This is a genomic window from Streptomyces sp. NPDC021749 (assembly GCF_040640655.1).
GTDB lineage: Bacteria > Actinomycetota > Actinomycetes > Streptomycetales > Streptomycetaceae > Streptomyces.
This window is the reverse complement of sequence record NZ_JBFACE010000019.1, coordinates 35,107-57,185: the sequence shown is the minus strand read 5'-3', so window position 1 is coordinate 57,185 and position 22,079 is coordinate 35,107. Positions and strand designations below refer to the sequence as shown.

The window sequence follows — 22,079 nt, the reverse complement described above, 5'->3', positions numbered from 1 at the left end:
TGGGGCGGTGCCCGGCACCGCCCCACCGGGCCGCCACTACGGCGAAGGCCCGCTCCGGTCTCCCGGAGCGGGCCTTCCGCATCTGCGGTCCGTACGTGCGGGCCCTTACGCCGCCGGCACGAACGGGCGGAACTCGGCGGCCAGCTCCTCGTGCACCCGCGCCTTGAGGACCGTGCCCTCGGCGGTGTGCTCCTCGGAGAGGACCTCGCCCTCGGCGTGCGCCCGCGAGACCAGGGCGCCCTGGGTGTAGGGCACCAGCACCTCGATCTCGACCCGCGGCCGGGGCAGCTCGTCGTCGAGCATGGTCAGCAGCTCCGCGATGCCCTGGCCCGTACGGGCAGAGACCGCGATCGCGTGCTTCTCCCGGCGCAGCAGCCGCTGGAGGACCAGCGGGTCGGCCGCATCGGCCTTGTTGACCACCACGATCTCGGGCACGTCCGTGGCACCGACGTCCCGGATCACCTCGCGGACGGCGGCCAGCTGCTCCTCCGGCACCGGGTGCGAGCCGTCGACCACGTGCAGGATCAGGTCGGAGTCACCGACCTCCTCCATCGTGGAGCGGAACGCCTCGACGAGGTGGTGCGGAAGGTGCCGGACGAAGCCGACGGTGTCGGCGAGGGTGTAGAGCCGTCCGCTGGGCGTCTCGGCCCGCCGGACGGTCGGGTCCAGGGTGGCGAACAGGGCGTTCTCCACCAGCACGCCGGCCCCGGTGAGGCGGTTGAGCAGCGAGGACTTGCCGGCGTTGGTGTAGCCGGCGATGGCGACCGAGGGGACCTTGTGGCGCCGGCGTTCCTGGCGCTTGACGTCCCGGCCGGTCTTCATCTCCGCGATCTCCCGGCGCAGCTTCGCCATCCGCTCGCGGATCCGCCGCCGGTCCGTCTCGATCTTGGTCTCACCGGGGCCACGGGTGGCCATACCGCCGCCCGCGGAACCGGAGCCACCGCCACCCATCTGCCGGGACAGCGACTGGCCCCAGCCGCGCAGCCTGGGGAGCATGTACTGCATCTGCGCCAGCGAGACCTGTGCCTTGCCCTCCCGGGACTTGGCGTGCTGGGCGAAGATGTCGAGGATCAGGGCGGTCCGGTCGACCACCTTGACCTTGACGACGTCCTCCAGGTGGATCAGCTGGCCCGGGGAGAGCTCACCGTCACACACCACGGTGTCGGCCCCGGATTCGAGCACGATGTCGCGCAGCTCCATCGCCTTGCCCGAACCGATGTACGTGGCCGGGTCGGGCTTGTCGCGGCGCTGGATGACGCCGTCGAGCACCATCGCGCCGGCGGTCTCGGCCAGCGCGGCGAGCTCGGCGAGGGAGTTCTCCGCGTCCTGCACCGTCCCGGAGGTCCAGACACCGACGAGCACCACGCGCTCCAGGCGGAGCTGGCGGTACTCGACCTCGGTGATGTCCTCAAGCTCGGTGGAAAGGCCCGCCACACGGCGCAGTGCCGCACGGTCCGAGCGGTCGTACTGGTCGCCGTCACGCTCCCCGTCGATCTCGTGGCTCCAGGCGACGTCCTCTTCCATCAGGGCGTCGGCCCGAAGGCTCTCGGGGAGGCGCTGCCGGTCCTGCGGAAGGGAAGAAGAGGAGGTCATTTGATCCTTTGCGTCGTTGGGAAGCCCTCATGGGGACCCGGGGGTCCCACCGGGGACTGTCGTAGGTGTCAACGTACGACACGCCCCGGAGATTCCCGGGCTGCCGGCGCCGACCCGATGATGGTCGCACGGCCCGGGAGGGCCGTCACGCGGGTTTTCCGGGCGGCGTGGGTTTCGCGGCGAGCTTTACCGGCCGTCCGGTTCTGCCGGGCTGTCCGCCCTTCGGGGGCTGCCCCGGCTTCGCCGGCTTGCCGAAATCGCCGGCCCCGCCGGGCCGCCAGTTCGGGTGGCCGGGCATGGGCGGGGTGTGGGCACCGTAGAGCCACTGCTGGAAGAAGCCGGTGAGGTTCTCCCCGGAGATCTTGGAGGCCAGCGCGGTGAAGTCGGCGGTGTCGGCCACGTCGTCCTTGTGGTGGGCCACCCATTCGCGTTCGAGCCGGTCGAAGGCGGCCGGGCCGATCTTCTGGCGCAGGGCGTAGAGGACCAGGGCGCTGCCGTCGTAGACGACGGGGCGGAAGATGCTGATCTTCTGTCCGGGGCTGGGGACCTTGGGCGCGGCGGGCGGCCCGCCCTCGGCCCGCCACCCGTCGGACTGCTGGTACGCCCGGTGCATCCGGGTCTCCAGGTCTGCCCGGAAGTCGCCCTTCTCCTCGGCGTAGAGCGCCTCGTACCAGGTGGCGTGGGCCTCGTTGAGCCAGACGTCGGACCAGCGGCGCGGGCTGACGCTGTCGCCGAACCACTGGTGTGCCAGTTCGTGCACCATCACGGACTCCACGTACCAGGCAGGCAGGTGCTCGGCCGTGAACAGGTCCTTCTCGAAGAGTGAGAGGGTCTGGGTCTCCAGCTCGAAGCCGGTGTGGGCGTTGGCGATCAGCACCCCGTACGCCTCGAAGGGGTAGGGGCCGACCTTGCGCTCCATCCAGGCGACCTGCTCCGGCGTCTTGGCCAGCCATTTGCCGAGCGCCGCGCGGTGCGCGGTCGGGACGACGTCGCGGATCGGCAGGCCGTGCGGTCCGTGTTTGAACAGCACGCTGGACTTCCCGATGGAGACCTGTGCGAGTTCGGTGGCCATGGGGTGGGCGGTCCGGTAGGTCCAGGTACGGCGTGCCGCTCGGGTGCCGCCCGGCCCCAGGGGCAGGCCGTTGGCGACCGCGGTCAGCTGCTGGGGGGCGGTGATGCGGAAGGTGAAGAACGCCTTGTCGGAGGGATGGTCGTTGCAGGGGAAGACGCGGTGGGCGGCGTCCGCCTGGTTGGCCATCGCCAGTCCGTCGGTGGTGCGGAGCCAGCCGCCGTCGGTCTTGCCGCGGGGGTCGCTGGTGTGCTGGACGGAGATCTTGACCTGCTGTCCCCGGGCGATGTGGGACGGCGGGATGACCACCAGGTCCTCGCCGTGCTGCTCGTACCGGGCGGGCAGCCCTCCGACCTTCACGGAGCGCACCGTGCCGCGGGCGAAGTCGAGGTTGAGCCGGTCGAGCTCGGTGGTGGCCTGCGCGGTGATCTCCGTGGTGGCGTTCATCGGCCGGTCGTTGTGGCCGGAGTAGTCCAGGGAGACGTCGTAGGACGTGACGTCGTAGCCGGTGTTGCCGAGCATGGGGAAGAGCCGGTCGCCCAGGCCCTGCGCCCCGAGTGGCTTCGGCTCGGCCACCCCGAGGGTGGCGACGGCTGCCAGCCCGAGCGCGGCGGCCCGGCGGCCGGAGCTCCGGAGCCGGCCGGTTCGGGCACGGAGCGGCGCGAGGGCGGTGCGGTCGGGGTCGCGGGACGGTCGGCGTGAGGGAAGGGACATGAACTACGGCTACCAACGCGGCCGCCTCCGCCGCGGGCGAGCCGTCAAACGGCACCCGAACGGGCGGCGCCCCGCGCACCTGTCCCGGAGCACGTCCTCCGGACGGCCCGCAGCCGTCCGACGGTCCGTCACCGCCATGGCCGGTACGGCTCAGGGACGCATCGCCGCGGTCTGCCGGACCCGCCCGGCGCGCAACACGTCGAAGACACCGGGCACTTGCCGCATCGCGCGCATCAGGGACGGCAGCCCGGCGGCGTTCGGCAGGTGCAGCGTGTACGTATGGCGCACGCGTTGTTCGTGCGGGGGTTCGACGGCGGCGGACACCACGGCGGCGCCCTGGGAGGCGATCACCTCGGTGAGGTCGGCGAGGAGGTGCGGCCGGCTGAAGGCCTCGGCCAGGAGGGTGACCCGGCAACCGTGGGTGCCTTGTCCCGCGCCCCGCCAGCGCACTGCGACCGGCTGTCGCCCGGTGGCCGCCATACGGGCCACGACGGGGCACAGGGCGCGGTGCACGGTGACCGCGCCGCCCCGTACGGCGAAGCCGGTGACGGTGTCCGGCGGTACCGGTGTGCAGCAGCCGGCCAGCCGGACCGCGGCGCCGGGCAGGTCCGCGACCGCGAGGACCGAACCGGGCGTGGCGCGGGCCATGGCGGGGCGCTCGCCGTCCGGGGCGGGCCGGCCGGCGGGCGGCGGCCCGGAGGGGGTCTCGGCGGGGCCCTGCGGGCCCACGGCGGGCTCCTGCGGGCCGGACAACCAGCGGGCGATGGCGAGCCGCGCGGCGGGTGTACGGGCGTGGTCGAGCCATTCGGGCGAGGGGCCGGCGGCGGGGTCCGGGGCCATCAGGAGCTGCAGGCTGTCGCCGTCGTGCAGGACGGTGGCGAGGGTGGCGAGCCGGCCGTTGACGCGCGCGCCGATACAGCAGTGCGCCCGCTCGCCGTGCCGCTCGTACGCCGCGTCCACACAACTCGCTCCGGCGGGCAGGCCGATGGCCGCGCCGGCCGCCCCGTCCGTGGCGTCCGACCCGTCCGAGGGCGCGTCCGCGCAGAAGACGGTGATCTCCCGGTCCTGGGCGAGATCGTCGCGCAGCGAGGTCCAGAAGGTGTCCGGGTCGGGGGTGGTGCGCTGCCACTCCAGCAGGCGGGAGAGCCACCCGGGGCGGGTCGGGTCGGCCCGCTCGCCCTCGGGGGCGTCGGACCCGTCCGTGGGGGCGTACGGGTTGCCGAGGGCGATCACCCCGGCCTCGGCGACCCGGTGCATCTGGTGGGTGCGGATCAGCGTCTCGGCGATCTCACCGGAGGGGCCGGTGACGGCGGTGTGCAGCGACTGGTAGAGGTTGAACTTCGGCGTCGCGATGAAGTCCTTGAACTCCGAGACCACCGGCGTGAAGCAGGTGTGCAGCTCCCCGAGGACGGCGTAGCAGTCGGCGTCCTCGGCCACCAGCACCAGCAGCCGCCCCAGGTCGGCGCCGGTCAGCTCGCGGCGGACCAGCCGCACGCGGTGCACGGAGACCAAGTGCCGTGGCCGGACGAGGACTTCGGCGTCGATGCCGGCCTCGGCCAGGACCGTGCGCACCCGCTCCGCGATGTCGGCGAGCGGGTCGGGCCGGCCGGCGTACTCCAGGACGAGGGCCTGTGTGGTGGCGTACTCCTCGGGGTGCAGGATCGCGAAGACCAGGTCCTCCAGCTCGGCCTTCAGTGCCTGGACGCCGAGGCGTTCGGCCAGCGGGATCAGCACGTCGCGGGTCACCTTGGCGATCCGGGCCTGTTTCTCGGGCCGCATCACGCCGAGGGTGCGCATGTTGTGCAGCCGGTCGGCGAGCTTGATGGACATCACCCGGACGTCGTTGCCGGTCGCCACCAGCATCTTGCGGAAGGTCTCCGGCTCGGCCGCGGCGCCGTAGTCGACCTTCTCCAGCTTGGTGACGCCGTCGACGAGGTAGCAGACCTCGGCGCCGAACCGCTCCTTGACCTGATCCAGCGTCAGATCGGTGTCCTCGACGGTGTCGTGGAGCAGCGACGCGGTCAACGTGGTGGTCTCCGCGCCCAGTTCGGCGAGGATCAGGGTCACGGCCAACGGGTGGGTGATGTACGGCTCGCCGCTTTTGCGCAGCTGGCCGCGGTGCGAGGACTCGGCGAGCAGATAGGCCCGGGTGAGGGTGTCCAGGTCGGCGTCGGGGTGGTGGCGGCGGTGCACCTTGGCGACGTGCTCCAGGGCGTGCGGGAGGCCGTCACGGGGGGCCGGGCCGAGCAGTGCGGCGCGGCCGATACGGCGCAGCCCTCTGAGCTCCAGTCGGCGGCGGCCACGCCTGCGGCCCGCTGCTCCAGGGTTACCAGGGTTCGTGGCCTCTGCGCTCATGGGCACCTCCGGCAGCGTCGACCGGCGGTGGGACGCGTCAGTTCCGGCGCCCCGGGCCGGTGCTTGATGCTATCGAGCCCATCACGCAGCGCTGTCCACCTCTCGCTCAGAGTGATACGGATCACCCGTTCGAGCGAATCTTTTGGCTGGAATCGCTTCCGCGGGGCGGGCCGGAGCGCCCCCGCCCGCCCCGCCCCGCCACGGGCCGGTCAGGCGAGCGCGGCGGCCAGCCAGGAGGGGTCGAAGGTGCCTTCGGCGACGATCTCGGCCGGTCCGGTCATCTCGACCGTGCCGTCGGGCAGCTCGGTGATCTTCAGGCTGCCGCCGAGCACATCAACCCTGTACGTGACGGGAGTTCCGGTCGTCGCCGGGTCCAGACCGTCCCTCCGGGCGGTGGCGACGGCCACCGCGCAGGCGCCCGTACCGCAGGACCGGGTCTCGCCGGAGCCGCGCTCGTGGACCCGCATCGCCACATGCCGGGGTCCGCGGTCGACCACGAATTCGATGTTGACGCCGTCGGGATAAACCGCCGCAGGGCTGAACGGCGGTACGGCCAGCAGTTCGCCGGCGTGGGCCAGGTCCTCTACGAACGCGACCGCGTGCGGATTGCCCATGTTGACGTTGCGGGCCGGCCAGCTGCGGCCGTCGAGCGTGACCACGACGCCTTCCTCGGGCAGCTCGGCGCGGCCCATGGAGACCGTGACGTCACCGGTCTTGGCGAGATGCACCCGGCGCACGCCGGCGCGGGTGGCGATGGTGAGGTCACCGGCCTCGGCCAGGCCGGCGTGGAGCAGATAGCGCGCGAAGACCCGGACGCCGTTGCCGCACATCTCGGCGATCGAGCCGTCGCCGTTGCGGTAGTCCATGAACCACTCGGCCTCGTCGGCCTGATCGCGCGCCTCGGGGTGCGCGGCGGCGCGTACGGCGCGCAGCACGCCGTCGCCGCCGAGGCCGGCCCGCCGGTCACAGATGCGGGCGACCGCGGCCGCCGGCAGATCGAGCAGACCGTCCGGGTCGGGGATGATCACGAAGTCGTTCTCGGTGCCGTGGCCCTTGAGGAAAGGCACCCGCTGCGTACTGGTCACCCTTGCATCGTACGGGGCGGGACTGACAGGGACGGGGGCGGTGGGGGCGGGGAGTGATCGTCGGAGGACGCTGGGGGGAGGCCGTGGGGGCGGGGTGCGCTCCTGACCCGCCCACCCCCCGAAGGGGGGTGGGCGGCGGGGAAAAAGAGGAGCGCGCCATTCCGCGCAGCCGGAGAAGCCGGACAGGGAGCGCGCCAGCGCGGCGCGGGCGGGAGCGCGCGCCGCGCGGCCCGGACGGGAGCGCGTCAGCGCAGCCGGGCCACGCGCCAGATGGCCAGTGCCGCGGGGACGGCCACCACCAGGGCGTAGAGGAGGACCACCCGCCAGCCGGCGCGGCGGCCGGAGCCGCGGGCGGGCAGGCCGGGCCAGGTGTAGCCGACGCGGCGGGCGGCCATCATGCCCCAGCCGGCCGCGCAGCAGCACAGCAGCAGCCCGAGCATCGCGATCACCGCACCGCCGTCGCCCCCGAATTCGAAGGCCAGCGGGAAGGCGAACATCAGCGAGCCGAGGGCCGCCAGCCCGACGATCGGTGCCAGCTGCCACAGTCGTAGCCGGCGCGGCGGACGCAGCTCGCGGAAGGACTCGCCGCCCTCACCGGCCCCGTCGGCGGCATCCGGTCCGTCGGAGCCGTCCAGCGCCCCGGCGGCGGCCAGGACGTCGGAGGGGCCAAGGGTGGCGGGGTGGCCCAGAGGGTCGGAAGCCCCCAGGGGAGCGGACGAGGCGAGGGGGCCGCTGCCGAGGGCGTCGCCGGACGGGCCGTCGTCGGCGGGGCCGTCGTGGGACAGGCCGCCGTGAGACAGACCGCTGTGAGCGGCGTGCTCGGGGGACGGGTCGTCCCGGAGCAGGTGGCTCCGGGACGGGTCGTAGCGGAGCGGACGGCTCACGGGCTGGTCGTTCCGGACGGCGTCCGGGCCGTCGGCGGTCAGCGGTGCCGTTTCCGCGTCAGCGCCGTTGTCCGGCTGCTGGGCTCGGTTGCGAGGGCCGGCCTCCATTGCCACGCGCCCTCCCCACTGCCGCATGCATGCCTCGATCGAAGGTCGATGATGACACGCCCTCAGGGGCCCTGATGACGGCCGGAGCGTCCCGATGCCATGACGTGATCAGGCTGTGACCGGTCGTTCGACCAGGGCCAGCGCCTGCTCAGGAAGTTCCGCCCGGTGCTCGGCGGCACCGCTGAACCAGTGGACGCGCGGGTCCCGGCGGAACCACGAGTCCTGACGGCGCGCGAAGCGTTTGGTGGCGCGCACCGTCTCCTCGCGCGCCTGCTCTTCCGTGCACTCCCCCGCCAGCTGCGCGAGCACCTGCTGGTAGCCGAGTGCCCGGGAGGCGGTGAGGCCCTCCCGGAGCCCTTCGGCCTCCAGGCGGCGCACCTCGTCGACGAGGCCCGCCTCCCACATGCGGTCGACCCGCCGGGCGATCCGCTCGTCGAGTTCGGGGCGCGCGACGTCGACCCCGATCTGCACGGTGTCGTAGACCGCCTCGTGGCCGGGGAGGTTGGCGGTGAAGGGGCGGCCGGTGATCTCGATGACCTCCAGGGCACGCACGATGCGGCGGCCGTTGCCGGGCAGGATGGCGCGGGCGGCCTCCGGGTCGGCGGTGGCCAGCCGGGCGTGCAGGGCGCCGCTGCCCTCTTCGGCCAGTTCGGCCTCCAGACGGGCGCGCACCTCCGGGTCGGTGCCGGGGAACTCCAGGGCGTCGATGGCACCGCGTACGTACAGGCCGGAGCCGCCGACGAGGACCGGGGTGCGGCCCTCCGCGAGCAGCCGGTCGATCTCGGCGCGGGCCAGCCGCTGGTACTCGGCGACGCTGGCGGTGCGGGTGACGTCCCAGACGTCCAGGAGGCGGTGCGGTACGCCCTGCTGCTCCTCGGGCGTGAGCTTGGCGGTCCCGATGTCCATGCCGCGGTAGAGCTGCATGGAGTCGGCGTTGATGACCTCGCCACCCAGGTGTCGGGCGAGCGCAACGCCCAGATCGGACTTTCCGGCCGCGGTGGGGCCGACGACGGCGATGACCCGCGGAGCGGGGACGGCGGTGTTCACCCCGTCAGTCTCCCAAACATCGCGGGCCCCTCTCGAACGAGCGACGTGACGGGCCACGGATGAGGTCGTTGCCTGTTGCGAGGTCCCGAGAGAGCCGGTGCAGCACCGGCGCCCGTGGGCGGCGCTACGGTCCGCTCCGGGCGGCAGGGGACTTCGCCCACATGAAGAGCGTAGGAGCAGTTATGGACGTGTTTTCGCGGTTTCGCCGCCGTAAGTCCGAAGCGTTGACGGAGGAGAGCGCCGCAACGTCGGTGACGGCAGAGGCGGAGGAGCCGGCGAAGTCGGCCGCTTCGGCGGAGGCCGAGGGCGCCGGGGAAGCCCGGGGGGCCCAGGAGGCCGAGGAGTCCGCGGGCGCCGAGGGGGCCGCGGCCGGCGACGGGTCCGCGGCGGACGCGGTGGCCGAAGGCGTGACGGACGACGCGGCGGAAGCGGCGGCCTCGGAGGTGTCCGGTGACGAGACGCGTGACGGACAGCGTGCCGAGACCGCCGAGGCGGCCGCCGAACGGGCCGCGGAGACGGCCCCCGGACCGGCCGCCGAGCAGGCCGCCGATGGGGAGCCGCACGGCACGGCGGAGCAGACCGCCGAAAGTGCCGGGATTCCCCGGCAGCAGTCGGTCCGGGCCGCGGCGGACAGCGAGTCCGGCGAGGGCGCACGGAAGTGATGCACGCGTAGTTCACGCGCATCGCAAAGACGGGCAGCACACGACGGCCGCCGGGTGGCACACCACCTCGCGGCCGTCGTTCCGTGTCTGCTCCGGAGCGTGCGCCCCGGCCGCGCCGCCTACGGTCCCGGTACGGCGGCGGCTACGACCAGGCGGCGACGAAGTAGCCCACCCCGTAGGGGGCCTCCTCGCGCAGCAGCCGGCCGCCCAGCCCCGCGCCCTCGGCGGCGCCCGCCAGGAGCTGCCAGCCGGCCCGTCCGGACGCCTGGAGGGCGGCGGCGAGCTGGGCGTCCAGCGCGCTCAGTGCGGCGACGTCGGCGGCGCCCAGGGCGCGGGCCACGGCGGCGTCGAAGGGCTCGGCCCGGTCGTCGAGGTAGCCGGGCGCCTTGACCGTCCGGCAGGCGCTGCCGTCGCCCATCACCAGCAGGGCCACCCGGGGCGCACGGGTGGCGATCTCCCGGCCGGCCGCCAGGGCCCGCTCGGCGGGCAGCGCCGGGTCCAGGCCCAGTCCCTCCACGGGGGCGTCGGCCCAGTCCGCCCGCGACAGCAGCCAGGCGCCGACGGAGAGGGACGGCGGGAGCGGCCGCCCGGTGGCGGCCTCGGCGGCGCCCAGTGTCACGTCGAGGGCGACCCCGAAGCCGCGGAACGAGCCGGCGGCGCCCTCCGGGTGCGGGCCGCGGGTGGCCTGGTCGGCGGGTCCGACGACGACCAGCCGGTCCGGGCGGGCCGCGGCGAGCAGGCCGATCGCGTCGAGGCAGGCGGCGCGCAGCGGGTCCAGCTCGGGCGCGGCGCCGGCGGCGACCTCCGGGACGAGCAACGGGGGGCAGGGGCAGAGGGCGGCGGCTACGAGCATGCACGCAGCGTAACGCCCCCTGCCCGCCGTCCCTGCGGTCAGTCGCCCGTGCGGTTCAGTCGCAGCCGCAGCCCGCGGAGGGTGCCGGGCTCGGCGCCGGGGCACCGATCGTGGGCAGGCCCAGCAGGACGCCCTTGGGCTTCTCGGCCGGCGCGGCGGTGCGCTTCTCCCAGGCGTCGCCGGCGCGGGTGCGGCGGACCGCCTTGGCCGGGCCCTCCGCGAGGAGGTGGTGCGGAGCGGCGTAGGTCACCTCGACGGTCACCACGTCGCCGGGCCGGACCGGCTCCTCGGGCCGGGTGAAGTGCACCAGGCGGTTGTCCGGCGCCCGGCCGGACAGCCGGTGGGTCGCGTCGTCCTTGCGGCCCTCGCCCTCGGCGACCATGACGTCGAGGGTGCGGCCCACCTGCTTCTTGTTCTCCTCCCAGGAGATCTCCTCCTGGAGGGCGACCAGCCGCTCGTAGCGCTCCTGGACGACGGCCTTGGGGATCTGGCCCTCCATCTCGGCCGCGGGGGTGCCGGGACGCTTGGAGTACTGGAACGTGAACGCCTGGGCGAAGCGGGACTCGCGGACCGTGTGCAGGGTCTGCTCGAAGTCCTCCTCGGTCTCGCCCGGGAAGCCGACGATGATGTCCGTCGAGATCGCGGCGTCCGGCATGGCGGCGCGCACCTTCTCGATGATGCCGAGGAACCGCTCCTGGCGGTACGAGCGGCGCATGGCCTTGAGGACGCGGTCGGAGCCGGACTGCAGCGGCATGTGCAGCTGCGGCATCACGTTCGGGGTCTCGGCCATGGCGGCGATCACGTCGTCGGTGAAGTCGCGCGGGTGCGGGGAGGTGAAGCGCACCCGCTCCAGGCCCTCGATCGAGCCGCAGGCCCGCAGCAGCTTGCTGAACGCCTCGCGGTCGCCGATGTCGGAGCCGTAGGCGTTGACGTTCTGCCCGAGCAGGGTGATCTCGCTGACGCCCTCGGCGACCAGCGCCTCGACCTCGGCGAGGATGTCGCCGGGCCGGCGGTCCTTCTCCTTGCCGCGCAGCGCCGGGACGATACAGAAGGTGCAGGTGTTGTTGCAGCCGACGGAGATCGACACCCAGGCCGCATACGCGCTCTCGCGCCGGGTCGGCAGCGTGGAGGGGAACGCCTCCAGGGACTCCGCGATCTCGACCTGCGCCTCTTCCTGGATGCGGGCGCGCTCCAGCAGGACGGGCAGCTTGCCGATGTTGTGCGTCCCGAAGACCACGTCGACCCAGGGGGCCTTCTTGACGATGGTGTCGCGGTCCTTCTGCGCGAGGCAGCCGCCCACGGCGATCTGCATGCCGGGGTGCGCCGCCTTCTTGGGGGCGAGCTGTCCGAGGTTGCCGTAGAGGCGGTTGTCGGCGTTCTCCCGCACCGCGCAGGTGTTGAAGACGACGACGTCGGCCTCTTCGCCCCCCTTGGGCGCGCGGACGTATCCGGCCTCCTCCAGCAGCCCGGACAGCCGCTCGGAGTCGTGGACGTTCATCTGGCACCCGTAGGTGCGGATCTCATAGGTCTTCGGCACGCCCACGACGTGGCTGCGGTCGGTGCTGCTGGTCATTCCTCAAGGGTAAGGGCCCGCCGGAGAAGCCTTTCCCCGCGGCCCGGGGGCTCACGACGGACCGGCCCCGTCACTCTCGTCGAAGAGGCCGATCAGGCGCGGCACCTCCGCTCACAAGTCGTCCCGCACGCGCCCCGGGCGGTCCTGCGCCCGTCGGTGGCGCCACGGGCCGGCCGGAGCGTCATCGAGGAACCCGGGCCGCCTGCGCACCCGGGACCGCCCCCACCCCCCTCCCGCTGGGCCCCCGCACCTGGCAGGATCCCGCCCATGGTCACCGCACTCCCCCGCCCGGGCCGCCGGGTGTCCCAGGCAGGCGTCGCGGCGCTGGTCGTGCTCGGGCTGGCGCTGTGGTGGCTGCTGTCCATGGGGCGCGCGCCCGCACCGGGTGGGCAGGTGACCATGGCGACGGGCGTGCCGACGGGGGTGTACGCGCGCTACGGGGAGCTGCTGCAACAGGACGTGGCGCACGACATGCCGGACGTACGGCTGCGGCTGACCCGTAGTGAGGGGTCGATCGACAATCTGCGCCAACTGGTGTCCGGGCGCGCGGAGTTCAGCATCGCCACCGCCGACGCGGTCGCCACGTACCAGTTCCGGGGCGAGCCGGGCGCGGACCGCCTGCGGGCCTGTGCGCGGCTGTACGACGACTACATGCAGCTGGTGGTTCCCCGGCGGTCGGCGGTGCGCTCGGCCAAGGACCTGCGGCGGCTACGGGTGGGCGTCGGAGCCGACGGCTCGGGCGTGCAGCTGATCACCCGGCGGCTGCTGGAGGCGGCCGGACTGGACTTCGACCGGGACATCGAGCCGGTGCGGGTGGGCATCGACCGGATGCCGAAGCTGCTGGAGCAGGGCAAGCTGGACGCCTTCTTCTGGTCGGGCGGGCTGCCGACGACGGCGGTCCAGCGGCTCGCGGAGCGGTTCCCCGTACGGCTGGTGCAGCTCGGGGACCTCACCGCGGGACTGCGCCGGCAGGGCGAGCGCACCCGCTACTACCGGGCGGCGGTGATGCCCGCCGACGCCTATCCGCGCGCCCAGGACGGGCAGGCGGTGAAGACGATCGCGGTGGCGAACCTGCTGGTCACGACGGACCGGGAGGACGCGGCGCTGACCCAGGGCATCACCCGGACGGTGATCGACAGCCGGGACTGGATCGGGCGTCAGGTGCACGCCGCGCAGAAGGTGGACCTGCGGACGGCGGTGTTCACCGATCCGCTGCAGCTGCACGAGGGCGCCCGGCGCTATTACGTGTCCGTGAAGCCCTGATGAGGGCGCCGGACAGGAGCCCTGAGTGCCCCCGGCCTGGCCGAAAAAGCGCCCTGGCCCGCGACGGACGGTGCCGACGCAGGCCAGGGCGGACGCGCGGGGCGTCAGGCGGGGATGATGTTCTCCGCCTGCGGGCCCTTCGGTCCCTGGGTCACGTCGAACGAGACCTTCTGGCCCTCCAGGAGCTCACGGAAGCCCTGAGCCTGGATGTTCGAGTAGTGGGCGAAGACGTCGGGGCCGCCGCCGTCCTGCTCGATGAAGCCGAAGCCCTTTTCCGAGTTGAACCACTTGACGGTGCCGGAAGCCATGTTTTTCTCCTTCATGGGGCAAACCGGGAACCGCACCTTGCGGTCCCCTTCGCCGCGATCATCGCCCCACACCGGAACCGGTCCGGAAAACAAGGACGCCCGGGGCTACCAGCCTCCGGGCGCACACAACGTTCATGGGTACCACAACTGCAACGTCCTTCGACGGTAGCACACGGCGCCGGCCGGCCGGTTCAGGGTGGGGTGCGCGGCAGGGTCACGGTGACCTCCAGGCCGTGCGGCGGGTGCGGGGCGTAGGCGATGGCGGCGCCGCCCGCGGCGAGCAGGGTGCGGGTGATCGACAGGCCGAGGCCGGAGCCGGAGACGTTCTGGTGGCGGCTGCTGCGCCAGAAGCGGTCACCGACCCGCGCCAGTTCGTCCTCGGTCAGCCCGGGGCCACGGTCGGCCACGGTGATCCGCACCTGCTCGCCGTCCGGTGCCACGCGCACGGTCACCGGCTCGCCGGCCGGGGTGAACTTCAGGGCGTTGTCGACGACCGCGTCCAGGGCGCTGGAGAGGGCGACCGGATCGGCCCAGCCGGTGACCGCGGGCTGGGCCTCGTAGGTCAGCCGGACGCCCTTGTCGTCGGCCATCGGGCGCCAGGAGTCGACGCGCTCGGCGGTCAGCGCGGCCACGTCGGTGAGCTGGAGGTCGGCGGCGGTGTGCTCGGCGAGCGCGAGGTCGAGCAGATCGTCCAGGACCCGGGCCAGCCGCTTGCCCTCGGTGCGCACCGAGGCGATCTCCTCGTTGTCTTCGGGGAGTTCGAGGGCCAGCAGCTCGATCCGCAGCAGCAGCGCGGCCAGCGGGTTGCGCAGCTGGTGGGAGGCGTCGGCGACGAAGGCGCGCTGCTGTTCCAGCACCTCCTCGACGTGATCGGCCATCTCGTTGAACGAACGGGCCAGCCGGCGCAGTTCGGGCGGGCCGGCGTTGCCGGCGACCCGGGACTTCAGCCGGCCGGTGGCGATGTCGTGACTGGCCACGTCCAGGACCCGTACGGGCCGCAGCACCCAGCCGGTGAGCCGGAAGGCCGCGGCGACCGCGACGAGCATGGCCGCGCACTCGCCGGCCGCGATCAGCAGCCAGCCGTGCAGGATCCGGGCACGCATCTGTCCGGTGGGGGAATCGGTCATGACCACCGCGACCACGTCGCCGTCGCGGATCACCGGTGAGGCGACCGGGATCCGGCCGTCGTCGTCCCACGGCCAGATCTGGTGCGGGTCGTGGCTGCGACGGCCGGCCAGCGCCTCGCTGAAGGCCCGGGCGCCCTCCCCGTCGCGGGGCACCGGCATCGCCGGCGGGGCGGCGGCCATCGGGGTGTGGTCGCGGTAGAAGACGCCGGCCCGGATCCCGTACAGGCCGTAGTAGCGCGCCAGCTCCGAGCGGAGGGTGGCCTGCCGTTCGTCCTCCTCGGGTGTCTTGTGCCCGGCCTCGGCGTCGGGGCGGGCGGTGACGAACTGGGCGAGCGAGGCGAACCGGGCGGCGTCGTCGATCCGGTCGACGACCACCTTCTGCTGCTCCACACCGGCGGTGATGACGCCGAGCGGGAGGCCGAGCGCGAGCAGCACACCGGCCATCAGGACGATGAGGAGCGGAAGGAGTCGGGTGCGCACGTGCCCGCGGCGGCCTTCAGGGAGCCGGCGAGGCCGGCACGACCAGGCGGTAGCCGACGCCGCGCACGGTCTCGATCAGGGCGGGCATGCGCAGTTTGGCCCGGAGTGAGGCGATATGCACCTCCAGGGTCCGGCCGGTGCCCTCCCAACTCGTCCGCCACACCTCGCTGATGATCTGCTCCCGGCGGAAGACCACCCCCGGCCGCTGGGCGAGCAGCGCCAGCAGGTCGAACTCCTTGCGGGTCAGCGGCACCGCGGTACCGTCCACGGACACCTGGCGGGTGGGGAGTTCGACGGTGACCGCACCGAGCCGCAGCGGCGCCTCGGGCGCGCCCTCCTCGACCGGCTGCTCCGCACCGCCCGCCGGCGGCACCGCGTTCCGCCGGCTCACCGCGTGGATACGGGCCAGCAGCTCACCGGTGTCGTACGGCTTGACCACGTAGTCGTCCGCGCCCAGGTTGAGGCCGTGGATCCGCGAGCGCACGTCGGAGCGCGCGGTGACCATGATGACCGGGGTGGTGCTGATCTTGCGGATCCGGCCGCACACCTCGAAACCGTCCTGGTCCGGCAGCCCGAGGTCGAGCAGCACCACCGCGAACGGCTCGGCGGCATCGGGCAGCAGGGCCTTGAGCGCCTCCTCACCGCTGCGCGCGTGGACGACGGACAGGCCGTGCTTGGCGAGCACGGCAGCCAGCGCCGCGGCGACATGATCGTCGTCCTCGACCAGCAGCAGTCTCATCGGGCCTCCTTCCCGGGTGCGTGCGGACAGGCCACAGGGCATCTACGGCGATGGCGGGTGCGCGCGTCAAGAGCAGGCCACCTCCCGGCCGCCATCCGTTACCCAGCCGGTACGCCGGTGCCCCCTCGCACCCCGGCTCCCGCCCCCTCACCCAGAGTGGCGCGCCGCGAGCCCGCTGCGACCGGATCGTTATGCTCAAGTTCCCCTCAGATGTAATGACGCTGGTCGCGGGGCGTCACTAGGGTCCTCCCCAACCGAGGAGGACGGAGCTGTACGCCGATGAGTGAAGTATCGGTGACCAAGAACGCCGAGGGTTCCACGCCGGCGGGTGACCAGCTGGTCGTGCTGGACAACGTGAACAAGCACTTCGGCGCGCTGCACGTGCTCCAGGACATCGACCTGACGATCAACCGGGGCGAGGTCGTCGTCGTGATCGGGCCTTCGGGCTCCGGCAAGTCGACGCTCTGCCGCACGATCAACCGCCTGGAGACCATCGACTCCGGCAGCATCACCATCGACGGGAAGCCGCTGCCGCAGGAGGGGCGCGAACTCGCCCGGCTCCGCGCGGACGTGGGCATGGTCTTCCAGTCGTTCAACCTCTTCGCACACAAGACGGTGCTGGAGAACGTGATGCTGGGCCAGACCAAGGTCCGCAAAACGGACAAGGCGACGGCCGAGCAGAAGGCCCGCACCCTGCTGGACCGGGTCGGTGTCGGCACCCAGGCGGACAAGTACCCCGCACAGCTCTCCGGCGGGCAGCAGCAGCGGGTGGCGATCGCCCGCGCGCTGGCCATGGACCCGAAGGTGATGCTGTTCGACGAGCCGACCTCCGCACTCGACCCGGAGATGATCAACGAGGTGCTGGACGTGATGCAGCAGCTCGCCCGGGACGGCATGACGATGGTCGTGGTCACCCATGAGATGGGCTTCGCGCGCTCCGCCGCGAACCGTGTGGTCTTCATGGCGGACGGCCGCGTCATCGAAGAGGCCGAGCCGAACCAGTTCTTCAACAACCCGCGCAGCGACCGCGCCAAGGACTTCCTGTCGAAGATCCTCCACCACTGAGGCCGTTGGGCCACCATGATTGCCAACACTTGCTGAACCAAAGGATGTTCACCATGAGGATGCTCAAGACGGCCGCGGCCGGTGCGGTGGTGCTCGCGCTGGCGGCCACGGCGACCGCCTGCGGCGGCGAGTCGGGTACGGCCGGCGACAAGCCGGCCGGCGGCGAGGTCTACAGCGGCACGTACAAGGTCGCCAAGGACGTCAAGGTCAATTCGACGGTGCTGAAGAAGGCCCAGCAGGCCAAGAAGCTCGTCATCGGCGTCAAGGCGGACCAGCCGTTCCTCGGCTTCAAGGACCCCTCGACCGGCAAGTACTCCGGTTTCGACATCGAGATCGCCAAGATGATCGCCGCCGACCTCGGCTTCTCGGACAAGCAGATCGAGTTCAAGACCGTCGACTCCAACGTCCGTGAGACCGAGATCTCCAAGGGCGACGTCGACTACTACGTCGGCACCTACACGATCAACGACGAGCGCAAGAAGCAGGTCGGCTTCGCGGGGCCGTACTACACCGCCGGCGCCGACCTCCTGGTGCGCAAGGACGACAAGGCCATCACCGGGCCGGACAGCCTCAAGGGCAAGAAGGTCTGCTCGATCGTCGGGTCCACCCCGCTGCAGGAGATCAAGAAGCAGAAGTACGGCGCCCACACCACCGAGCTGTCCAAGTACTCGGAGTGCGTCAAGCTGCTGCTGGACGGCGGTGCCGACGCGGTCACCACCGACGACGCGATCCTCAAGGGCTACGCCGCCCAGCGCCCCCAGAAGCTCCGCGTGGTGAACAAGCCGTTCACCAAGGAGCCCTACGGCGTTGGTCTGGACAAGAACGACAAGGCCCTGCGCGACGCGATCACGACCGCGCTGGAGAACCACATCAAGAACGGTGACTACAAGAAGGCGTACCAGGGCACCCTCGGCAAGTCCGGGTCGGCCTACGTCGCCCCGCAGACGCCGCTGCCGCGCTACTGAGGCGCCGGACCGCACCTTCTGACCGCGCCGCCCCGTACGCCCGCCGTGGCCGGGTGTGCGGGGCGCGCTGCCTTCGCCCCGTCTCTTCCCTCCCCGCCGTCGACCCGATGACCGCTACCGCGGAGACCCCATGAACGTACTCCTCGATTACCTGCCCGAGTTCCGGGAAGGGTTCCTCGGAACTTTGGCGATCACCGCGTCGAGCGGGCTGCTCGCCCTCGTACTCGGCGTGCTGATAGCCGGCTTCCGGGTCTCCCCGATCCCGCCGTTGCGCGCCTTCGGGACGGCCTGGGTCACGGTGCTGCGCAACACGCCGCTGACGCTGCTGTTCCTCGTCGCCTTCTTCGTCGTGCCGCAGATCCTCATCCAGGGCGCCAGCCCCTATGTGCTCGGCACCGCGGCGCTGGGCCTCTACACCTCGTCCTTCGTCTGCGAGGCGGTGCGCTCCGGCATCAACACCGTCCCGATCGGACAGGCCGAGGCCGCCCGCAGCCTCGGGATGACGTTCGGCCAGACCCTGCGGATGATCGTCCTCCCGCAGGCGACGCGCACCGTGCTCCCCCCGCTGAGCAGCATCTTCATCGCGCTGACGAAGAACTCGGCGATCGCCGGCGCGTTCAGCTTCCCTGAGCTGTTCAGCGTGTCCAAGCTGCTCAACGACAAGGGCTACGCGATCGCCTGGATCTTCCTCTGGGTCGCGCTCGCCTACCTCATCATCACCTTCACCATCAGCGGTCTGTTCCGACTGCTGGAGCGCCGGCTGGGGGTGGCCCGGTGAACGAGCGTGAGACACAGGACAGCACGACCCGGGTGCCACGCACAGGCGCGGCGGAACGAAGCGAGGTAACGGCAGCATGAGTGGCGCCAGCGTTCTCTATGACGTACCGGGTCCGAAGGCGAAGGCGCGCAACCGCGTCTTCACCGTTCTCGGCACCCTCGGAGTGCTCGGCCTGATCGCGTTCGCCGTGCTGCGGCTGAGCGCCAAGGGGCAGCTCGAACCCGAGGTGTGGAACATCTTCAACAACGCCGGTGTGCGGACCAGCATCCGCGACGGCGTGCTGACGACGCTTCAGGTCTTCGCGGTCGCCGCCGTCCTGTCGCTGGTGCTGGGCGTGCTGCTCGCGGTCGCGCGGCTGTCGGACCACAAGCCGATCCGTTGGTTCGCCACCGGCTTCATCGAGCTCTTCCGGGCCGTCCCGCTGCTGATCACCATCTATGCGGTGTGGGTGATCTTCCTCAGCAACCGCGAGGCCCTCGGCCTGACCGGCAGCCAGCCGCAGTTCTGGGCGCTGGTCCTCGGTCTGACCGTCTACAACGGTTCGGTCCAGGCAGAGGTGCTGCGGGCCGGCATCGACTCGGTGCCCAAGGGGCAGCGCGAGGCCGCCTACGCCCTGGGCATGCGCAAGACCCAGGTCATGATGACGGTGCTGATCCCGCAGGCCGTCCGGGCGATGCTGCCGACGGTCATCAGCCAGCTCGTGGTGACGCTGAAGGACACCTCCCTCGGCTACATCATCACGTTCGAGGAACTCCTCTACACCGCCCGGCTGATGAGCTCGAACATCATCGTCAACGGCAACGACACCTACGTCCCCGTCATCATCGTCACCGGCTCCCTCTACGTCGCGATGTGCCTGGCGCTGTCCGCCCTCGCCAACTGGATCGAGCGGCGCGGCCGGCGGGCGAAGACCGGGATCCACGTGGCGGCGGCCGGCGAGCCGGTGGCGGCCACCGACGCCCTGGAAACCGCGGCCCCGGTCGACGCCCCGGCGGACGCGAAGGACTGACGGTACGACGGCCCGCGCGGCCGGTACGGAACCGTCCGGAGGCGGTGGCAACGGCGCCACCGCCTCCGTCACTTGACGCGAGCGGCCGCAGTGGGTTGCATACGCTGTGTGATCACGCACCGGGCTCCAACTGCCAGTTCCCGCATGTCCCGTACGTACCAGCGGCCCCGGGGAGCAGCGCCGTGGACCCGGTGATCGTCGCCGGGGGCGGCCCGGTCGGCCTCTCCCTCGCGCTCGCCCTCGCCCGGCTCGGCGTCCCCTCCCTCGTCCTCGACGAGACCACCGGCCAGGAGGACACCCGGCCCGCCCGCACCGCCGTCCTCCGCGAGGACACCGCGGCGTTCGTCGGCCGGCTCGGCTGCGCCGCCACCCTGGAGTCCGCCGGCACCCGCTGGACGGCCTGGCGGATCATGCGCCGCCGGCGCCTGGTGGAACGCGTCGCGTTCGCCCCGCACACCACGGACACCGCGGCCGGGCCCGCCGCCACCTCCCCGGTGCACATCCCCCAGCACGCCCTCACCCGCGCGCTGCGCGCCGCTCTGGAGCGGGAGAAGCTCGCCGAGGTCGTCACCGGCAGCCGGCTGACCGACCTCGAACAGGACGAGCACGGCATCAGCGCCCGCACCCGCGGCCCCAACGGCACGTGGTGGCGCGGGAGTTACCTCATCGGCTGCGACGGCCCCCGGTCGACCGTGCGCAAGCTGCTGGACATCCGCTTCCCCGGCCGTACGGCCGTCGAACGGCATGCGGTGGCCGCGCTGCGCTGCGAACTCCCCTGGCCCGGCGAGGCGCTGCTGCACCGGTCACCGCCCCGACAGGGCGGCACACCGGGCAGCGAGGTCTCCGCCCGCCCGCTGGCCGACGGCCTCTGGCGACTGGACTGGCTGCTGCCCCCGGGCCGCGAACTGGTCACCCCGGACGCCCTGGTCGCCCGGATCCGGGACTCGCTGGCCGGCTGGACCACCGAGTACCCGGTCGAGGCCGGCGACGGGAGCGGCGCGGCCGGGGACGGCGCCCGGGGTTCCGGCCCCGGCCGGCTGGTCCCCCCGTACGAACTCCTCGACACCGGCGTGCACACCGTCCACCACCGGCTGGCCCGCTGCTGGCGGCAGGGCCGCGCCTTCCTCGCCGGGGACGCCGCGCACCTCCTCGGCGCGCTCGGCACCCAGGGCCTGGACGAAGGGCTGCGGGACGCCGAGAACCTCGCCTGGAAGCTGGGGCTGGCCTGGCACCACGGCTCCACCGAGACCCTGCTCGACAGCTACCAGGCCGAGCGGCGGGGCGCGGTCGCGGCCCGGCTGCGCACCGCCGACCAGGCGCTCCCGCTGCTGCGGGACGGCCGTTCGGCCCGCTGGCGCACCGTCCTGCCCGGCGCCGCACGCGGCCGCAGCACGCTGCTGACCGACGGCCACCTGGGCCGCGGCCCCCTGGGCGCCCCACCGGTGTACGCCCGCACACCGCTGGCACCGCCGGCCGCGCACACCGGCGGACCGCTCGTCGAGACGCCGCCGGGGGCGCCGGTGACGGACGTGCCGGTGACCGCACCGGACGGTTCGGTGGTCCGGCTGCGCACCCGCCTCGGGCGCGGGCTGCTGGTGGTCCTGGTGGCACCCGGCACCACCGTCTGGGACCGCCGCCACTGGCAGTCGGCGGGTCTCATGCCCCGGCTGAGCAGCGCCGCGGCGGCGCTCCCGATGCCTACCGAGGTCCTGGTCACCGAGTCCTACCCGGGCGCCGCCGCCCACACCGTCCTCCTCGTACGCCCCGACGGCCACCTGGTCACCGCCCTCGCCCCCGGCGTCCGCCCGACAGAACTCCACGCCTGCGCGGAGGCGGTCCGGGGCGGCACACCGGACGACGCATCGGTGATGCCTGCGGCTTACGGGCGCGCGGGGGCGCGTGCGGGGGGCTTGGGGAGCGGGGAGGGCGCGGGGCTTGAGGGGCGTCCGGGACGTGGTGTGGGGGTGGTTGGGGATGACGGTGCCGGGGACGGTGCCGGGGACGGTGCTGGGGGTGATCCCGGGGCTGGGGCCGGGGAGGGGGCTGGGGCTGGGGATCGGGCGGAGCCGCCAGGGGAGCCGCGGACTGAGTGCAGGAATGGACGCGAGGGGGCGGCGGACTGAGCACCGGAGCGGGCGCTGAAGCAAGGGCTGGTGGATGCTCCGGGGGAACCGCGGTCTGCGCACTGGGGGGAGGCCGGAGGAGGGCTGCGGACTGAGCACCGGAGCGGACACCGAAGCGGACACCGAAGCGGACACCGAAGCGAGGGCCGGTGGAGGCGCCCGGGAAATCCGCGGTCCGAGCGTCGGGGGTCGGACGCCGGAGGGGGCGGGGCCGCGGTCTGAGCACCCGGTCTGAGCACTGGGGAGGAACGCCGGAGGTGGGCGGGGCCGCGGTCTGAG

General features: G+C 72.8%; 18 protein-coding genes. 7 read left to right on the top strand and 11 right to left on the bottom strand.

What is annotated here, in order from left to right:
• Positions 1-105: 105 nt before the first annotated feature.
• From hflX to miaA, 6 genes are all read right to left on the bottom strand, one after another.
• The gene (hflX, locus tag AB0G35_RS20230; RefSeq protein ID WP_360950890.1) at positions 106-1,593 is read right to left on the bottom strand and encodes a GTPase HflX; all 1,488 of its coding nucleotides are present in this window, start codon (positions 1,591-1,593) and stop codon (positions 106-108) included.
• A 145-nt stretch (positions 1,594-1,738) separates the two neighbouring features.
• Positions 1,739-3,376 carry a M1 family metallopeptidase gene (locus tag AB0G35_RS20225; RefSeq protein ID WP_360950887.1) on the bottom strand — a complete coding sequence of 546 codons (1,638 nt, stop codon included), beginning with the start codon at positions 3,374-3,376 and terminating at the stop codon, positions 1,739-1,741.
• Between the two features lie 150 nt (positions 3,377-3,526).
• Positions 3,527-5,731: an HD domain-containing protein gene (locus AB0G35_RS20220; protein WP_360950884.1), complete on the bottom strand. Its 2,205-nt coding sequence runs from the start codon at positions 5,729-5,731 to the stop codon at positions 3,527-3,529.
• A gap of 209 nt (positions 5,732-5,940) precedes the next feature.
• Positions 5,941-6,816: a diaminopimelate epimerase gene (gene dapF / locus AB0G35_RS20215; RefSeq protein ID WP_360950881.1), complete on the bottom strand. Its 876-nt coding sequence runs from the start codon at positions 6,814-6,816 to the stop codon at positions 5,941-5,943.
• 245 nt (positions 6,817-7,061) lie between these two features.
• On the bottom strand, positions 7,062-7,523 hold the full coding sequence (locus AB0G35_RS20210) for a hypothetical protein (protein WP_360951089.1): 462 nt from the start codon (positions 7,521-7,523) through the stop codon (positions 7,062-7,064).
• Between the two features lie 393 nt (positions 7,524-7,916).
• On the bottom strand, positions 7,917-8,855 hold the full coding sequence (gene miaA, locus AB0G35_RS20205; protein ID WP_360950878.1) for a tRNA (adenosine(37)-N6)-dimethylallyltransferase MiaA: 939 nt from the start codon (positions 8,853-8,855) through the stop codon (positions 7,917-7,919).
• Between the two features lie 182 nt (positions 8,856-9,037).
• On the opposite strand from miaA, the gene AB0G35_RS20200 reads away from it, so the two are divergent.
• Positions 9,038-9,517: a hypothetical protein gene (locus AB0G35_RS20200; RefSeq protein WP_360950875.1), complete on the top strand. Its 480-nt coding sequence runs from the start codon at positions 9,038-9,040 to the stop codon at positions 9,515-9,517.
• A 142-nt stretch (positions 9,518-9,659) separates the two neighbouring features.
• Here the strand turns inward: AB0G35_RS20200 and AB0G35_RS20195 are convergent, their stop codons facing one another.
• Both AB0G35_RS20195 and miaB read right to left on the bottom strand, forming a co-directional pair.
• Positions 9,660-10,370, bottom strand: a complete 711-nt coding sequence (locus AB0G35_RS20195) for a class III extradiol dioxygenase subunit B-like domain-containing protein (protein ID WP_360950872.1) — start codon at positions 10,368-10,370, stop codon at positions 9,660-9,662.
• A gap of 55 nt (positions 10,371-10,425) precedes the next feature.
• Positions 10,426-11,943, bottom strand: coding sequence for a tRNA (N6-isopentenyl adenosine(37)-C2)-methylthiotransferase MiaB (gene miaB, locus AB0G35_RS20190; RefSeq protein ID WP_360950869.1), 1,518 nt, complete (start codon positions 11,941-11,943; stop codon positions 10,426-10,428).
• Positions 11,944-12,210: 267 nt separating this feature from the next.
• On the opposite strand from miaB, the gene AB0G35_RS20185 reads away from it, so the two are divergent.
• Positions 12,211-13,206 carry a TAXI family TRAP transporter solute-binding subunit gene (locus AB0G35_RS20185; RefSeq protein ID WP_360950866.1) on the top strand — a complete coding sequence of 332 codons (996 nt, stop codon included), beginning with the start codon at positions 12,211-12,213 and terminating at the stop codon, positions 13,204-13,206.
• 104 nt (positions 13,207-13,310) lie between these two features.
• Here the strand turns inward: AB0G35_RS20185 and AB0G35_RS20180 are convergent, their stop codons facing one another.
• The 3 genes from AB0G35_RS20180 to AB0G35_RS20170 form a co-directional block, all read right to left on the bottom strand.
• A complete protein-coding gene (locus AB0G35_RS20180; RefSeq protein ID WP_030288153.1) occupies positions 13,311-13,514 on the bottom strand; it encodes a cold-shock protein in 204 nt (67 codons plus the stop codon).
• Positions 13,515-13,705: 191 nt separating this feature from the next.
• A complete protein-coding gene (locus AB0G35_RS20175) occupies positions 13,706-15,121 on the bottom strand; it encodes a HAMP domain-containing sensor histidine kinase (RefSeq protein WP_360950861.1) in 1,416 nt (471 codons plus the stop codon).
• Positions 15,122-15,137: 16 nt separating this feature from the next.
• A complete protein-coding gene (locus AB0G35_RS20170; RefSeq protein ID WP_360950858.1) occupies positions 15,138-15,860 on the bottom strand; it encodes a response regulator transcription factor in 723 nt (240 codons plus the stop codon).
• A gap of 279 nt (positions 15,861-16,139) precedes the next feature.
• Between AB0G35_RS20170 and AB0G35_RS20165 the strand changes: the two genes are divergently transcribed.
• The 5 genes from AB0G35_RS20165 (at position 16,140) to AB0G35_RS20145 (ending at position 21,800) form a co-directional block, all read left to right on the top strand.
• Entirely contained in the window at positions 16,140-16,925 is a 786-nt protein-coding gene (locus AB0G35_RS20165) for an amino acid ABC transporter ATP-binding protein (protein ID WP_360950855.1), read from the top strand.
• 53 nt (positions 16,926-16,978) lie between these two features.
• On the top strand, positions 16,979-17,890 hold the full coding sequence (locus AB0G35_RS20160) for a glutamate ABC transporter substrate-binding protein (RefSeq protein WP_360950852.1): 912 nt from the start codon (positions 16,979-16,981) through the stop codon (positions 17,888-17,890).
• Between the two features lie 130 nt (positions 17,891-18,020).
• Positions 18,021-18,668, top strand: a complete 648-nt coding sequence (locus AB0G35_RS20155; protein WP_360950849.1) for an amino acid ABC transporter permease — start codon at positions 18,021-18,023, stop codon at positions 18,666-18,668.
• A gap of 76 nt (positions 18,669-18,744) precedes the next feature.
• A complete protein-coding gene (locus tag AB0G35_RS20150; protein WP_360950846.1) occupies positions 18,745-19,677 on the top strand; it encodes an amino acid ABC transporter permease in 933 nt (310 codons plus the stop codon).
• A 182-nt stretch (positions 19,678-19,859) separates the two neighbouring features.
• Positions 19,860-21,800 (top strand): FAD-dependent monooxygenase, encoded by a 1,941-nt coding sequence (locus AB0G35_RS20145; protein WP_360950843.1) that lies wholly within the window; start codon positions 19,860-19,862, stop codon positions 21,798-21,800.
• Positions 21,801-22,079 lie beyond the last annotated feature (279 nt).